We start from the raw sequence: 14,590 nt of genomic DNA on the forward strand, positions 1-14,590 counted from the left end.
TCGAACCAGACCGTCAGCGACCCGCGCTCACGCAGCGATGCGTTGTAGGCGGACCAGTTCAGAGTGCGGTAGCGGGTGGGCGCGGGCTTGAACATGTCGCCCAGCTATGCCGCTGGACTCGCAATGTGAATCCCAAGCAGGCTTTGCGCAACAAGGCCTCTCTGGCCCGTTATCTGAGCGAACGTGGCTGGGCACGCCGCGCAGGATGAACAGGTCCGTCAGGGCATCGACCACCGCGGTCGAATTGAGCTTCCTGTCGATCCTGATCGCCAGGCACTCTCGGGTGAATTCGTCGACGACGTTGAGCATTCGGAACTTCCTCCCGTCGTGCGTCCGGCTCTCGACGAAGTCGTAGGACCAGACGTGGTTCGGCCGCTCCGGCCGGAGACGGATGCACGATCCGTCGTCCAGCCAGAGCCGGCCCTTCTTGGGTTGTCTCGAGGGCACCTTCAGCCCCTCCCGCCGCCATATTCGCTCGACACGCTTCACATTCACGGCCCAGCCCGCATCCCGAAGAAGAGCCGCGATCCGGCAGTAGCCGTAGCGCCTGTATTGGGCTGCGAGCGCGATGATGTCCGCCGTCAGCGCATCATCGTCGGGACGGCCCCGCGGCACCTTCCGCTGGGTAGAGCGATGCTGTCCAAGTACGCGACAGACGATGCGCTCCGAAACGGAGAACTTTCGCCTGACATGATCGACACAGGCTCGGCGACGGGCGGGGCTCAGAAGTTTTGCTGACGCAGACCTTCGGTTCCCGAGGCGGCCTCCCGGAGGATCAGCTTCTCGAGCGTGAGATCGGACACCGCCTTCCGTAGCCGCTCGTTCTCTTTCTCAATGTCCTTGAGGCGCTTCACCTGGTCGATCTTCAGGCCCCCGAACTCCTTGCGCCACCGGAAGTAAGTGAACTGCGTCACCCCGATCGACCGCACCGCCTAAAGCGTTTCGGCATTAACCCGAGGCGTATCCGGCAGCAGTGAAGTCGTTCCAGCACTCCTGCGGGTCGTAGAGGTCACAGATCGCACCGATGGCGTCGAACATCTCTGTGAATGTTCGCGCGCCGATCTTTCGGAGATGAGCCTTGAGCTTGGCGAAGGCCTGTTCGATTGGGTTCAGGTCGGGCGAGTAGGGTGGCAGGTAGAGGAACCAGCATCCGTGGTCGCGGAGTGTGCGGGCGGCCTCGACGTTTCGGTGAGTGGCCAGGTTGTCGAGAACGACGACGGTACCGGGCTCGATCTCGGGCACCAGCACCTTGCGGACGTAGGCGGCGAAGGCCGGGCCGTCCATCGCACCCTTGATCACCCAAGGCGCGATCAGCGCGTCCGCCGTCAGCCCCGCGATCAGCGTCTGCGTGCCCCAGCTGCCGAATGGGGCATCCATGGTCAGGCGCTCTCCGCGCGGGGCTCGTCCGCGAAGGCGCGTGAGGTTTGTCTTCACGGCGGTTTCGTCGAGAAACACCACCCGCTCGGGCCGGGCGGCGATGGCGGGGAGGCGGTGCCTCATCCAGTCGGCGTGCTGTTGCCTTACCCTTGCGCGGCGGCGTTCGGTGGCGACCAGCGACTTTTTTCGTACGTGAAGCCGAGCCGGGTCAGCAGCTTGGCAATGGACGAATGGTGGACCTGGACCCCCTCCGCTTCGGTGAGCGCGTCGCGCAACTCGAAGAGCGTGATGTCGGGGTCTTGCGCGACCAGTTCGTCGATAAAGGCTCGGTACGGCGCCAACTTGCCCGACCCGGGCGGGCGGCCCTGAACCGCCGGATCGGCATGTCCCTTCGTCCTGATCTGCCGCGCCCACCGGGCGCCTGTCGCGGGCGAGACCTTCAGTCGCGCCGCAGCGGCACGCCCACTCAGGCCCTCTTCAATGTACTTCTGAAACCGTGTCCGAAGCGCTGACGGCAAAGGTGCTGACATCGTCCATCCTCCTGAAAAGGATGAATCACACCGCCTCCCTCATGGGAATCCCCACGATTCAAGTTTCGGCCGAAAAGCTCTAGGCCACCGATCGGCCCTGCGATACCAGCACGTCGACCTGCCGAAGCTTCGCAACGATCTCCTCCGGCTGGTGTTTCTTCTGTCCCATTCCTTCGTCCTCCATCTGGCTTGAAAGCCTACTTCAGGAAGGACCACTTTTCTGGGGGCAGACCACCACCTGATCCAGCAACGACAGTCTGGTGACGGACAAGCTGCCGCAGAGCAATTGGGCAGCGCCCCCTCAACGGATACCAAATCAGAGGACGATTAGCGCGGCGGCGCCATCAGGCGCCCTTCAGCGGGTCACAAAGCATAGGACCGTCCAAAACGCCGGCTCGCTCCGGATCGTACGCCCAGACCGCATGGACCTGCGGGGCGCCGAGGCAGAAGCGCTCGACGAGCGCGGCGCGCCCTTCGATCTCCTTGAGCACATCGGCGCGTATCAGCGGCCGGTGATACCCGGAAAGGCGACAAGCAGGCCGACCGCAAGCATCTGCAGCAGGATGAACGGCAAGAGAGACCGGAAGATGTCGCCCAGAGAGATGTCGGGCGGCGCGACGCTCTTGAGGTAGAAGGCGGCAGGGCCGAAAGGCGGCGACAGGAACGAGATCTGCATGTTCATGCAGAAGAGAACGCCGAACCAGACCGGGTCAAGCCCCATCGAGACGATGATTGGGACGAAGATCGGCATCGTCAGCAGGGCAATCCCCACCCAGTCAAGAAATGCGCCGAGGACGAACAGGATGGCCATCATCAGGAGCACGACCACGGTCGGGTTGTCCGACACGCCGGTTATCATGCTTGAGACGAAGTCCACGCCGCCCATCAGGTTGTAGACCCCGACGATCGCGGTCGCGCCGATGCCGATCCAGACGATCATGCCGACCGTGGCGAGCGTCTGCAGCGCGGCGTCACGCATCAGGGTGTAGCTGAATTCACCCCGAAGCATCGTCGAGACGACGACGCCGCCGACGCCGATCGCGGAGGCCTCGGTGACTGAGGCGATGCCGCCGTAGATCGATCCTAAGACCGTCGCGACAACAAGGATCGGCAGCGCGAGGCCTTTCAGGAGGCGCATCTTTTCGGCAGTGGAGATTACCATCGGATCGGGGTCCGGCACGATGCCATTGGAGAAATAGGCTCGGAACAGGATGTAGGCGACATAGAACATCGCCAGCATGAAGCCCGGCAGAAAGGCCGCCGTGAACAAGTCGCCGATCGAGACGTTCGCGGTCAGGCCGTAGATGATGAGCACGATCGAGGGCGGGATCATCGTCCCGAGCGATCCGCCGGCGCAGACCACGCCGATGGCGAGGCTGCGGTCGTATCCCATGCGGAGCATCTGCGGCAGTGCGATCAGGCCCAGAAGCACGATCTCGCCTCCGATGATGCCCGACATCGCCGCGAGGATGACGGAAACGAAGACGGTCTGCACCGCGACGCCGCCGCGGATGCGACCCGCGAAGATCTTCATCGCGTCGAAGAGGTCGCGCGCGATGCCGGAGCGGTCGAGGATCGCGGCCATCAAGACGAACATTGGCACCGAGACGAACACGAAGTTCATCACGAAGGAGTAGACGCGGCTCGTGATCAGCGGGATCGACATCGGCCCGAACCAGCCGAGGGCGAAGATAAGCGCCACTAGAAGCGTCACGAAGGCGAGCGGCATGCCCGTCAGCAGGAGGACGACGAGCATGACGAACATGACCGCGGTGCCCCAGCCGATCCCGAGGGCGGAAAGATCGAGGAGAGCGTTCATCTGTCGTATCTTCCGCGGGCATAATTGACTGCGAGGATCAGGAATTGAACCACAAGGAGGACCATGACCACGAGCACGAAGATCTTGATCAGCGCCGGCGTGGGCGGGCTCCAGGCACTGCCGGTCGTCTCGAGGCGGATGTCGCCCGAGGGCGTCCAGACCGCACGCTCGACCATGTGCCAGGCGGCGTAGGCGAAGAAGGCCGCGGCGACCGCAGAGGCGAGCGAGATGACGACGTTCGCTACGCGCCGCGCGCCGGACGACAGGAGGTCGTAGAGCAGCACAACCCGGATGTGGCTGTTCTTGCAGGTGCAGTAGAGGCCGCCGAACACGAAGGCCGCACCGCACAGGAAGACCGTCGTCTCGTGCGCCCAGATCGTCGGGCGGTTGAAGAAGTACCGCAGGAAGACCTCGAGAAGCAGGATCGCGGCGGCGAGCACGATGCCGGCCGCGAAAACGTATCCAGCCAGATCGACGATGCGGCCCATGAGGCCGGCCTCCGTCGCCGTGCGTCCGCTGCCCTCACTGGTGGCGCGCAGATCGATCTGTTCGGTGGTGCGGGTCTCGTCACTCATCCTGAGGGTCCACTGCTACCGGTGCGACATGATGAAGAGGGAGCGGCGACGTCCGGAAGGACGCCGCCGCGCCGAGGTCATTGAAGGAGGTTCTTTTCCGTCAGATAGACCGTGAGCGTGTCGTAGACCTTCTGAGCCATCTCCGATTCCTGAGCGATGCGTTCCCACTCCGCCTGACCAAGCTTGCGGAACTTCGCGCGTTCTTCCTCGGACCAGTCGTGCACGGTGATCTCCGGGTCGGCTTCGGCCTCGGCGAGTGCGGCTTGGTCGGCTTCCTTCAGCCCCGCGAGCTGGGTCTGCTGAAACTCTTTCACGGTCTCTTTGAGGATCGTCTTGATGTCGTCGGGCAGCGCGTCCCACTTGCCCTGGTTCATCGACACTTCGACGAGCGGCAGCGAGTGGAAACCGGGATAGACCGGGTTCTGCGCGACCTCGTTCAAGCCCTGCTGCTGGTTGACGGAGAAGACCGAGTAGTCGGCCGCGTCCACCACGCCCTTGTCGAGCGAAGTGTAGACCTCCGAGGACGGCAGGTTGACCGGCGCGGCGCCCGCGGCGGCGAAGACATTGGCGATCGGACCCTCGGGCGAGCGCATCTTGAGGCCCTGCAGGTCGTCCACTCCCTCAAGCGGCACGCGCGAGACGAAAGCTTCCAGTCCCGGGGTGGATACGCCGATGAAGTGCAGCCCGTAGGAGCCCAAGAGTTCCTGCATGATCTCCTTACCGCCGCCATTCTCGACAAAATCGATCATCTGCGCGGGATCGGACCAGGCCCCCACGGGGTTGGCGATCAGGCCGAAGGCCGGGTCCTTTCCGGCCCAGTAGGAGCTGTCGCAGATTTGTCCGTCGAGGATGCCGGCCGCGACCGCGTCAAGCGTCTCGTTGTATTCGACGATCGAGCCGACGGGCAGAAGGTCGATCTGCACCCGGCCGTCCGTACGCTCAGCGACGAGTTCGGTCCAGCCTTGCTGATACTCGAAGTTCGGGTTGCCGGCAGGGTCCGAAGACTGGAACCGGAACGTGAAGTCCTGGGCCAGCGCCGTGCCCGCAAGGGCGAGCGTCGCCGCAATGGCGATCCCGGTGATGTTGAAGTTCATTCGATCCTCCCTCTGGTACTAGGATGAAGTTGATTACCGCAGGGGGGCGAATGGAACATCCCCCACCTGCGATCATTCTTGATGATCGCTCGTCGTCTCCGCTCGACCCGCTGCGGCCTTCGGCCCGGAACGTGACCGTTGCGAGACGACTCGCGCGACCTGGACGGCCGGTCACTTGGCTTGGGTGATTGGGTGCGGTCATTCGAACACTTGCCATAGACCCAAGGTCAACCAAGGCACGGCGTCGAGAAGCAAGACGACCACGCCGACGGCTCCGATGAACGGCACCACGGCGCGGAAGATCGCGGTCGGGCTGACCTTTGCGATCTGCGCGGTGATGAAGACGAGGATACCGACCGGCGGCGTCACCCCGCCGAGCTGCAGCACGACGATCATGATGATCCCGACCTGCACCGGATCGACCCCCATGGCCGCTAGCGCCGGCATGAAGAGCGGCGCCACGATCAGCATCGCCGGCGTGAGGTCGAGAAACATTCCGACGACAAACAGGACGAGGTTCATCAGAACCAGCAGGCCCATCCGGCTGTCGACCAGCGCGGCGGCCCAGGCGATGACGAGCTGCGGGATCTGCTCGGCGATAAGCGACCAGGCGAAGGGCGCCGTCGCGGCGATCAGGAAGGCGACGATGGCCGCCTCCACGGCGCAGTCGCGGAAATTGGCATAGAACTCGCCCCAGGAGTAGGCGCGATAGACGAATTTCCCGAAGACAAAGGTATAGACCAGCGCCATCACGCCCGCCTCGGTGGCGGTCGTCACCCCGAAGCGGATACCCCCCAGGACAACGATCACAATGAAGAGGACCGGCAGCGCGTCGAGGAAGGAGCGCCCGACCTGCGACAGCGGGGCCCGCCGCGCGGCCCGCTCGTAATCGCGGCGGACGGAGATGAGGTAGGCGGTCACCATGAGGGCGGATGCGATAAGAATTCCGGGAATGATGCCGGCCATGAAGAGCCGCGCGATCGAGACATCTACGACGGAGGCGAAAACCAGCATTGCGATCGCCGGCGGCACGACGTTGGGCAGAATGGCCCCAACCGCCGTGACCGCGCAGGAGAAGGCCGGGTCGTAGCCGCGTTTGACCATTTCGGGCACGACGATCTTGGTCGTGCTGGCGGCATCGGCCCCCGGGGAACCGGAAATGCCGCCGACGAGGAAGCTGTTGAGGATGTTGACGTGGGCCAGACCGCCGCGGAAATGACCGACAAGGCTGCTCGCGAAACCAATCATCCGCGCCGACATGCCCCCAAGGCTGAGGAGGTATCCCGCCGACAGGAAGAACGGGATCGCCAGAAGGATGAACTTGCCGACCCCGCCGATCGCGTTCTGCACGATCGCGGGAGCGGGCAGCAGGCCGCCCGTGAAGGTCGTTAGGAACACGCCGGCCAGCAGGCAGAACGCGACCGGAACCCCCATCACGAGGCAGACAAAGAAACTGGCGGCGATGACGAGGCTCGGCGAGGTACCACGTAGTATCTCGCCGAGACCCAGATGCAGCGCCCCCCAGAAGGCCAGCGCGAGGACGAGCGCCGCGACGTTTAGTGCCAGCGCTCCCCGTGTCTCGCTTTCGCGTGTGAACAGGAAGAACAGCCCGCCGATCCCGGCGATCGGGACCACGGCGTAGCGGATGGCGTTCGGCCATTGCAGGCTGGCGCTCACGCCGCCGACCATCTGCGCGAGTTCGTAGCCGCCGAAGGTCAGCATCAGGAGGGTAAAGGCCGTCACGGCCTGTCGCAGGACGAGAAAGACGAAGGCCGCTGCCCGGCCATGTGGAACCGGCAAGATCTCGACCCTGATATGGCTGTCGCGCGCGACTCCGAGGGCGGCCCCGAGGAAGATGAGCCAGGTGAACGCCCAGATCGCGAACTCCTCCGTCCAGGAGAAGGAGGCGTTGAAGACGTATCGCGAGACGACCCCGGCGAAGACGGCCATCGTCATGGCACAGAGGATCGCGAAGACGGCGCCGCCAAACGCCGTCGCCAGAGCCCGACGCGCGCGTGCGAAAGGCCTCGTCCCTGCCGCGTGCGACGCCGCTGCAGAGGCGTTGCCCGAGGGCAGGCGCTTGGCATGATCGTCTGATGGCTGCATGGGCTCCGGCTCCGGTTTGGATCGGAACGCGGGACGGGCTGCCCACGGCGGGCCGCCCGTGCCGGTTCGGTCAGCCTGCGGGCTTTTGTGCCGCGATGATTTCGAGAAGGCTCCCGGCCTCGGGGATCTCGGCAGAGAACTGCTCGCGCACCGGACCCATCTTGGCCTCCCAGGCATCACGGTCGATGTCGGAGATGATGGTCGAGCCCTGGGCCTCGGTTTCGGCCAGTGCCGCGGCGTCGGCTTCCATCCAGATCGGCACATAGGCAGTCCGCGCCTCGGCAGCCGCCTCGGCCACTGCCGCCTGCATGTCCTCCGGAAGCGCGTCCCACCACGGCTTTGCCACGACCCAGGTGCCCATGGCGTAGATGTGGTTCAGCTTCGTATAGTAGGGCGCGACCTCGAAGAACTTCGACGTCAGGTAGTTCGACGCTGTATTGTCGAAGAAGTCGACGACGCCGGTCTGCATTGAATTGTAGATTTCGGGTGCGGGGATCGGAACCGGGTTAGCCCCGACCGACTCCCAGAGAGCGACGTGGAGCGGGTTTTGGATGACGCGCATCTTCTTGCCGGAGGCGTCTTCGGGCGTTGCGATCGCCGATTTCGAGATGATCGAGCGCGCGCCGTTCGGCGTGAAGCCCAAGAGGTGGAAGCCGCTCTCCTCGAACGCGTCGCCGAGCGCCTCCGTTAGGGGCGCGTCGATCGCCACGGCATGCGCGTCGCTCTCGAAAACGAAGGGCAGATCGAGCACCTGAACCTGCGGGATCCATTGTGACAGGACCGAACTCGTCAGGATGGCCATCTGGATGGAACCGAGGCGGATTCCTTCGGCCGTCTCCACCTCGCCCCCGAGGAGCGAGTTCGGAAAGAGCTGGATCTCAACCGCACCGTCCGTCTTCTCCGCGGCCAGCTCCGCGAAGGTCTGCGCGGCGATGTATTTCGGATTGTCCTCGCGCACGTCGAGCGACAGGCGCGCCGTGTAGTCGGCTGCCTGCGCCGGCGACATCGTGGCGAGAACTATCGCCCCGGCGGCCGCGGCGACCGGCATGAAAAATCTCGTCGTCATTCTCGTTCTCCTCCTCAAGATTTCGGTTCGCTCTAGCGCCCGCTGCGAAACGCTCGTGTCTATCCGCCGGTGCGGTGTATCAGGTGCCGGGCGTCGAGCTGGCTCTCAGTGCTGGATAGTTGACGTCCAGGAGCCGCGGGTCGATCCGGGCCTCGAGATCGTCGATCAGCTCGACGGCATAAGCGACCAGGTCGTCGCAGGCGGCCCGGACCGTCCCGGCTGCGCCAGACACGACGCCCTCCATGATCACGAGATGGCGCTCGACAGTGCGCGCAAGTCCGTTCGCCCCGCTGAGTTGCGTCAGATGCAGGTACCCCGTCCGGCGCGCGATTGCATGAAGCGGGCGCAGCGTGCGGTCGAGGAAGCGCTCGCCCGAGGCTTGGATCAGCAGGATGTCGAAGGCCTTGTCGATTTCGTTGAACCGGTCGACGTCCATGGCCTCCGGATCGTCCGTCAGGCGTCGGCGTAGATCGTGTATCCGCACGCGGTCGTTCGAGGACAGGTTGCGCATCGCCGCCTCGGTCACGAACCGCATCAGGTCGCGGCGCAGGACGGCAAGATGGCGCTCCCGCGCGAGGTCGATCGGTGCCACGCGAAGCCCGTTCCGGGGGCGGATCTCCAATAGCGTCTCCGCCGAAAGCCGGCGGATCGCCTGATGCACCGGCGTGCGCCCGATCCCGACGAGTGCCTGGATGTCCTGCGTCCGCAGGAACGCGCCTGGGGCCAGCCGCATCGAGACGAACAACTCCTCGATCCACTCGTAGGCGACTGCGCTCAGATCGGCGGACCGGACGGGGGCGGACGTCCTTGCGTCCTGCGTCGCCTCGGCTTTCATCGAAACTTGCAAAGCGCGTCTCACCCCCCTAATCCCGTCAGTGATATTTCACGGTATTCCTGACAATGTCAACTTGGGACGCAATTCGATCAAGCGGCGGCGTCCGGTTCAGCCACGGAACGGAAGCATGGGCATGAAGATCACCAAACTGGAAACCCTGCGCACCGAGGAATTCTCGAACGTCCTCTGGGTGCGGGTCCATACTGATGCGGGTCCGGTCGGCCTCGGCGAGACGTTCTACGGAGCGGGCGCAGTTGAGGCGCATATCCATGATACGCTCGCCGGGCGGCTCCTCGGTCAGGACCCGCTCCGCATCGAAGCGCTGAACCGCGTCATGACCGACCTGCCGATGGCGCAGGCCTCGACCGGCGTGGAGTATCGCGCCGCCTCGGCCGTCGACATCGCTCTGTGGGATCTGTTCGGCAAGGTCTGCGACCAGCCGGTGCATCAGCTGCTCGGCGGCCTGACCTGCGACCGGCTGCGTGTCTACAACACCTGCGCCGGCTACGGCTACGTGCGCAGCCACAACATCCGCCCTGTCGACACTTGGAATCTCGGCGCCTCCGAGGGCCCACACGAGGACCTCGCCGGATTCATGGGCGATGCCGGCGCGCTGGCGGAGAACCTTCTCGAGGACGGCATCACGGCGATGAAGATCTGGCCGTTCGATCCGCCTGCGCAGGAGAACCGCGGCCTCTACATCTCCGCGGCGCAGATGCGGACCGCGCTTGAGCCGTTCGAGAAGATCCGGAAGGCCGTCGGCGACCGGATGGATATCATGGTGGAGTTTCATTCCCTGTGGAACCTGCCCACCGCGAAGAAGATCGCCCGCGCGCTCGAGCCCTACGCGCCGCTCTGGTACGAAGACCCGATCCGCATGAACTCTCCTCAGGCGCTCGCTGAATACGCAGCTGCGACGGATGTCTGGGTCTGCGCGTCCGAGACGCTGGGCTCACGTTTTCCCTACAAGGACATGCTGGAGCGCGACGCGACCCATGTCGCGATGGTCGACCTCTGCTGGACCGGCGGCATCACCGAGGGCCGCAAGATCGCGTCCCTCGCTGACACCTTCCAGCGGCCCTTCGCCCCGCATGATTGCACCGGTCCAGTCGGCTACGCTGCTGCCGTGCACACGTCCTTCAGCCAGCCGAATACGCTGATCCAGGAATCTGTCCGCGCCTTCTACACCGGCTGGTACCGCGAACTCGTGACCGAAGTGCCGGAGATCGAGGATGGTCACGTCCTGCCGATGGAAGGTCCGGGCCTCGGAACCGAACTGCAGCCGGCCGTCTACGAGCGATCTGATCTGACCGTACGCAAATCGGAGTTGACCTGATGCCAGCCACCCCGAAGCCCCCTCTTTTCGATCTCTCCGGACGGACCGCCCTCGTGACCGGCTCGTCGCGCGGGCTGGGCCGGGCCATCGCCGAGGGCCTTGGCGATGCCGGCGCGCGGCTCGTCGTGAACGGCCGCGACCCGGACAGTCTGGCCGCAGTCGCGGCCGAGATGCGCGAGGCCGGCTATGACGTGCGCGAGGCGTCGTTCGACGTCGCGCGTGAAGACGCGGTCGAAGCAGCCTTCGCGGCCTTCGACGCCGACATGATCGAGATCGATATCCTCGTAAATAATGCCGGCATCCAGCACCGCCAGCCTATGGTGGAGCTTCGTCTCGCCGACTGGCAGCGCGTGATCGACACGAACCTGACGAGCGCGTTCCTCGTCGGACGGGAGGCCGCGAAGCGGATGATTGGCCGTGGCTACGGCAAGGTGATCAATATCGGGTCCCTCACCAGCGAACTCGCGCGTGCGACGGTCATTCCCTACACTGTCGCCAAGGGCGGCATCCGTCTGCTGACCAAAGGCATGGCAGCCGAATGGGCCGGCGCCGGAATTCAGGCCAACGCGATCGGGCCGGGCTACATGCTGACTGACATGAACGAGGCTCTCGTCAACGACCCGACCTTCGACGCTTGGGTGAAGGGGCGCACGCCCGCAGGTCGATGGGGGGCGCCGGATGAACTCGTCGGCACCGCCGTGTTCCTTGCCTCAGACGCTTCGAACTACGTCAACGGCCAGATGATCTATGTCGACGGTGGCATGCTCTCGGTGCTCTGACGAATGTCGTGAGGCCGGCCGTCGTGAGCGGCCGGCCGCATCCAGACGGCAAGACGTTTTCGCTTAGCGGTATCGCCATATCGTACGTGATCTGGCGCACTATCCTCGCGGCGCTCGCCATCCTGCAGCCCGGGCCTCGGCTTCTGAGCAGAACCATCGCTCGCCGCGACCTGTGTCGATCCGGGTGCGGTCGTACCAGCGGGAGCCGGGGACATGGTAAATGCGCCCCGATCCTGAAATGTTACCCTTGATCGCGCAGTTGCGGCTGTTCGCGACAGTCGACGGGGCAGAAGCCCTCGCGGCTGGAGCAGCGGTCGACATCAGGCGCTGCCCGCGTCGGTAGTCCCAAGGCGACGTATGCGCGCCCTGCCAGATGCCACGCCCGTCCGCCTGTGCCTTGTTCTCCACTCCAACGTAGGCCGTGGAGTAGCGCCTGTAGGCCAATGCCCAGCCCGCTGCGACCATCCGCTCGTTCAGGCTGCCGACGCCATCTTTGGCCGGTACGCCGCCGCGTCGGCATGCTTCCCAGGCTCAATGCCCCCATGGCCATCGCCCTTCACCTCCCGGTTACCTACCAGATGGGAGCCGTCCCCTCAATCAGCCTCCTGCTCGCCATCTTCGTAGGCGGAATCACCGGTGGCTGCATCTCGGCCATCCTTCTGCGCATCCCCGGGACGCCGAACTCCGTGGCGACGATCAAGGACGGCTATGCGACGACGCGCAATGGTCAGGCGGCGCGCGCGCTCGGCCTCGCCATCACCGCGTCGGTTTTCGGGACCATCTTCAGCGGCGTCATCCTGATCGCCTTCGCGCCCATGCTGTCGAGTTTCGCTCTACGCTTCCACTTCCCCGAATACGTCGCGGCCTTCCTGTTCGCGCTGACCGCGGTGCCTGCCGTCAGCGGCGAAAACCTCCTCAAGGGTATGATCGCCGCCCTCATTGGCACCCTGGCCGCCACGGCGGGCATCTCGACCATCGACGGGCTTCCCCGGTTCGACTTCGGCTCTGCCGAGATGCTCTCGGGTTTCCCGCTGGTGCCTGCTCTCGTCGGCCTCTTCGCTGTTTCGCAGGTCATGCGCGACGCCCTCGGTGGCGGGTCGGGGCCCGAGGTGCCCCGGCAGCGGATCGGCTGGCGCGCCACGCTGCCACCCTTCGGCAAGCTCCTCCGCCACCTTCCCAACGCGACCCGGTCCGCGGCGATCGAGACGACGGTGGGAATTTTGCCGGCGGTCGGCGGCGGACCGGCCGGGCTCATTGCCTACGCGCAAGCCCGCGACGCTTCACGCTAACCCGAGACCTTCGGCAAGGGCGCCGAGGGCGCCGAGGGCGGGTTGGTCACCGCCGAGGCCGCGAACAACGCCACCGTAAGGGGCGCGCTGATCACCGCCCTGACGCTCGGCATCCCCGGCGACACAGTAACCGCCGTCCTGATCGGCGCGCTGACGATCCAGGGGGTCCAACCGGGGCCGTTGATGTTCACCAATGCGCCCGAGGTCGTCTACGCGATCTACGCTTCGGTTATCATCGCCAGCGTAATGATGTTCGCCTTCATGTTGGGGGCAACCAACGTCCTTGTCCGGCTCCTAGACGTGCCGAAGCCTGTGCTCCTGCCGAGCCTCTTCGTGATCGCCTCCGTCGGGATCTACTCGCTCAACGGCCGGATGTTCGAGGTCTGGATAATGTGCGGCTTCGGCCTTCTGGGATACACGCTGGAGCATTATCGCTACCCGCTCGCCCCCGTGATCTTGGGCTTTCTCCTTGGACCGCCGCTCGAGGCCAACCTGCGCCAGATGCTAGGCCAGTACGAAAGCCTCATGCCGCTCGTGACCAGGCCGATTCCGCTTGTTCTGCTGGCTGGCGCTGCGGTCTTCGTCTTCGTGTCGCTTCGATCCCGACGAAGAACAAGATCGGCGCAAAGGTAGTTATAAGAAATAACTGAACTGGCCTCCTATTAATGACCGATTTTCGGGCGCTGAACGGGGTCGTACGTCTATTGAATGGCATTCCGCATCACGGTAGTGGCTCGAGCCACTACCGGTCCAGAGGGGCGTTGTTGCAGAACTCATGCCTGAGGCATGACTTTCCCTTACCCCGCTGACGTTATGCCAACCGAACGATCTCGGCAGTGCCGAGGGCATTGAATCGGTTCATGAGGGCGATGCGAATGTGGATTTCTGCAGTCTAGCGGTCGGGGTCCCGTGCGGCGATGCGTTCGCCGAATGCCTTGACGCCTCGCATCTTCGCCTCGACGCGGCTTCGGGCGTGGTATCCGGTCCAGTGCTTCCAGAATGCGCGACCGTAGCGTTTCGTGGCGCGCGGCGTCTCGTTCCGAGCCTTCGCCGCCGGGCAGTCTTCCTTCCAGGCGCGCCCATTCTTCCGGATCGGGATTATTGGGATGGCCTGCCGTTCGGTAATGGCCGCGTGGCAACGGCGCGTGTCGTAGGCACCATCGGCCGTTACAGTGCCGATCCGCTCGTCCTCAGGGCTCTGACCGAGTAGCTCGGGCAGGATCGGGCTGTCACCGTCGCTGCTGGGGGTGAACTCTACCGCCCGGATGTCCGAGGTCGCTGTATCCGTGGCGAGATGGATCTTGCGCCATTGGCGGCGGCCCTGAACGCCGTGCTTGCGGGCTTGCCACTCTCCATCGCCCAGGAACTTGATGCCAGTGCTGTCCACCAGGAGGTTCAAGGGGGCCGTCGATACGGCGGTAAGGGATCTGCACGGCCAAGGTCTTTTGCCTGCGGCACAGGGTGCTGAAGTCTGGGACGGACCAGTCCAATCCCGCCAGCCGCAGTAGGCTGGCCACCATGCCCGCGGTCTGCCGCAGAGGCAGCTTGAAGAGCACCTTGACCCGGTTTAGATAGTCCCGACGATATCTTCGGCGGCTGCGGTGCGTTCACTGCTCTGGAGGCTATCCATGCCCGCTGCCGGACTGGTCCTCAACGGCTGCGGAAGCCCATTTAAGCATCCCCTTCCGACGCTTCAGCGGTTGCATGGGCGTTGTTGCGCAAAGATGCGAGGGATTCAGGTGATTAATCCTGACGGTTAGATCAGGCGCATGCCGAATTCTTCT

The 14,590-nt window shown here is 64.5% G+C and carries 9 protein-coding genes and 4 pseudogenes; 3 read left to right on the plus strand and 10 right to left on the minus strand.

The features are described 5' to 3' along the window. From Q1A87_RS21300 to Q1A87_RS21340, 9 genes and pseudogenes are all read right to left on the minus strand, one after another. Nucleotides 1–95 (minus strand): annotated as a pseudogene (locus Q1A87_RS21300) (IS5/IS1182 family transposase); the annotation flags it as partial. Between the two features lie 64 nt (nt 96–159). Continuing rightward, nucleotides 160–932 (minus strand): annotated as a pseudogene (locus tag Q1A87_RS21305) (IS3 family transposase); the annotation flags it as partial. Between the two features lie 16 nt (nt 933–948). Continuing rightward, nucleotides 949–1,907 (minus strand): IS630 family transposase gene (locus Q1A87_RS21310; protein WP_299656233.1). Its coding sequence is split into 2 segments (ribosomal slippage): nt 949–1,563 and nt 1,566–1,907, totalling 957 coding nucleotides; the frame shifts between segments, so codons are not numbered across the junction. Between the two features lie 502 nt (nt 1,908–2,409). Next, the gene (locus Q1A87_RS21315) at nt 2,410–3,726 is read right to left on the minus strand and encodes a TRAP transporter large permease subunit (protein ID WP_299656236.1); all 1,317 of its coding nucleotides are present in this window, start codon (nt 3,724–3,726) and stop codon (nt 2,410–2,412) included. Next, complete coding sequence (locus Q1A87_RS21320; protein WP_299656256.1) at nt 3,723–4,214, minus strand: TRAP transporter small permease; 492 nt, start codon at nt 4,212–4,214, stop codon at nt 3,723–3,725. The genes Q1A87_RS21315 and Q1A87_RS21320 overlap by 4 nt, the downstream gene beginning before the upstream one ends. A gap of 164 nt (nt 4,215–4,378) precedes the next feature. Continuing rightward, entirely contained in the window at nt 4,379–5,395 is a 1,017-nt protein-coding gene (locus tag Q1A87_RS21325; protein ID WP_299656239.1) for a TRAP transporter substrate-binding protein, read from the minus strand. Between the two features lie 198 nt (nt 5,396–5,593). After that, nucleotides 5,594–7,501 carry a TRAP transporter large permease subunit gene (locus tag Q1A87_RS21330; RefSeq protein WP_299656242.1) on the minus strand — a complete coding sequence of 636 codons (1,908 nt, stop codon included), beginning with the start codon at nt 7,499–7,501 and terminating at the stop codon, nt 5,594–5,596. A gap of 70 nt (nt 7,502–7,571) precedes the next feature. After that, nucleotides 7,572–8,567: a TRAP transporter substrate-binding protein gene (locus tag Q1A87_RS21335; protein WP_299656245.1), complete on the minus strand. Its 996-nt coding sequence runs from the start codon at nt 8,565–8,567 to the stop codon at nt 7,572–7,574. A gap of 79 nt (nt 8,568–8,646) precedes the next feature. Beyond that, a complete protein-coding gene (locus tag Q1A87_RS21340) occupies nt 8,647–9,402 on the minus strand; it encodes a GntR family transcriptional regulator (protein ID WP_299656248.1) in 756 nt (251 codons plus the stop codon). A 133-nt stretch (nt 9,403–9,535) separates the two neighbouring features. Here Q1A87_RS21340 and Q1A87_RS21345 point away from each other — a divergent pair, with 133 nt between their 5' ends. From Q1A87_RS21345 to Q1A87_RS21355, 3 genes and pseudogenes are all read left to right on the plus strand, one after another. After that, entirely contained in the window at nt 9,536–10,738 is a 1,203-nt protein-coding gene (locus tag Q1A87_RS21345; protein ID WP_299656251.1) for a mandelate racemase/muconate lactonizing enzyme family protein, read from the plus strand. Further along, nucleotides 10,738–11,517 (plus strand): SDR family oxidoreductase, encoded by a 780-nt coding sequence (locus Q1A87_RS21350; protein WP_299656254.1) that lies wholly within the window; start codon nt 10,738–10,740, stop codon nt 11,515–11,517. Before Q1A87_RS21345 ends, Q1A87_RS21350 begins: the two co-directional genes overlap by 1 nt. A gap of 518 nt (nt 11,518–12,035) precedes the next feature. Then, nucleotides 12,036–13,439, plus strand: a pseudogene (locus Q1A87_RS21355) (tripartite tricarboxylate transporter permease). Nucleotides 13,440–13,617: 178 nt separating this feature from the next. Here the strand turns inward: Q1A87_RS21355 and Q1A87_RS21360 are convergent. After that, nucleotides 13,618–14,368: pseudogene (locus Q1A87_RS21360) on the minus strand (IS5 family transposase); the annotation flags it as partial. Between the last annotated feature and the right edge of the window lie 222 nt (nt 14,369–14,590).

It is taken from the genome of uncultured Jannaschia sp. (assembly GCF_947494055.1).
In the GTDB taxonomy this organism is placed as follows: Bacteria; Pseudomonadota; Alphaproteobacteria; order Rhodobacterales; family Rhodobacteraceae; genus Jannaschia.

What these genes read in the sequence shown, in the direction of transcription:
- Q1A87_RS21320 (WP_299656256.1), bottom strand. Translation starts at nt 4,214, where the DNA reads ATGGGCCGCATCGTCGATCTGGCTGGATACGTTTTCGCGGCCGGCATC.
- Q1A87_RS21330 (WP_299656242.1), bottom strand. Translation starts at nt 7,501, where the DNA reads ATGCAGCCATCAGACGATCATGCCAAGCGCCTGCCCTCGGGCAACGCC.
- Q1A87_RS21340 (WP_299656248.1), bottom strand. Translation starts at nt 9,402, where the DNA reads ATGAAAGCCGAGGCGACGCAGGACGCAAGGACGTCCGCCCCCGTCCGG.
- Q1A87_RS21315 (WP_299656236.1), bottom strand. Translation starts at nt 3,726, where the DNA reads ATGAACGCTCTCCTCGATCTTTCCGCCCTCGGGATCGGCTGGGGCACC.
- Q1A87_RS21350 (WP_299656254.1), top strand. Translation starts at nt 10,738, where the DNA reads ATGCCAGCCACCCCGAAGCCCCCTCTTTTCGATCTCTCCGGACGGACC.
- Q1A87_RS21335 (WP_299656245.1), bottom strand. Translation starts at nt 8,567, where the DNA reads ATGACGACGAGATTTTTCATGCCGGTCGCCGCGGCCGCCGGGGCGATA.
- Q1A87_RS21325 (WP_299656239.1), bottom strand. Translation starts at nt 5,395, where the DNA reads ATGAACTTCAACATCACCGGGATCGCCATTGCGGCGACGCTCGCCCTT.
- Q1A87_RS21345 (WP_299656251.1), top strand. Translation starts at nt 9,536, where the DNA reads ATGAAGATCACCAAACTGGAAACCCTGCGCACCGAGGAATTCTCGAAC.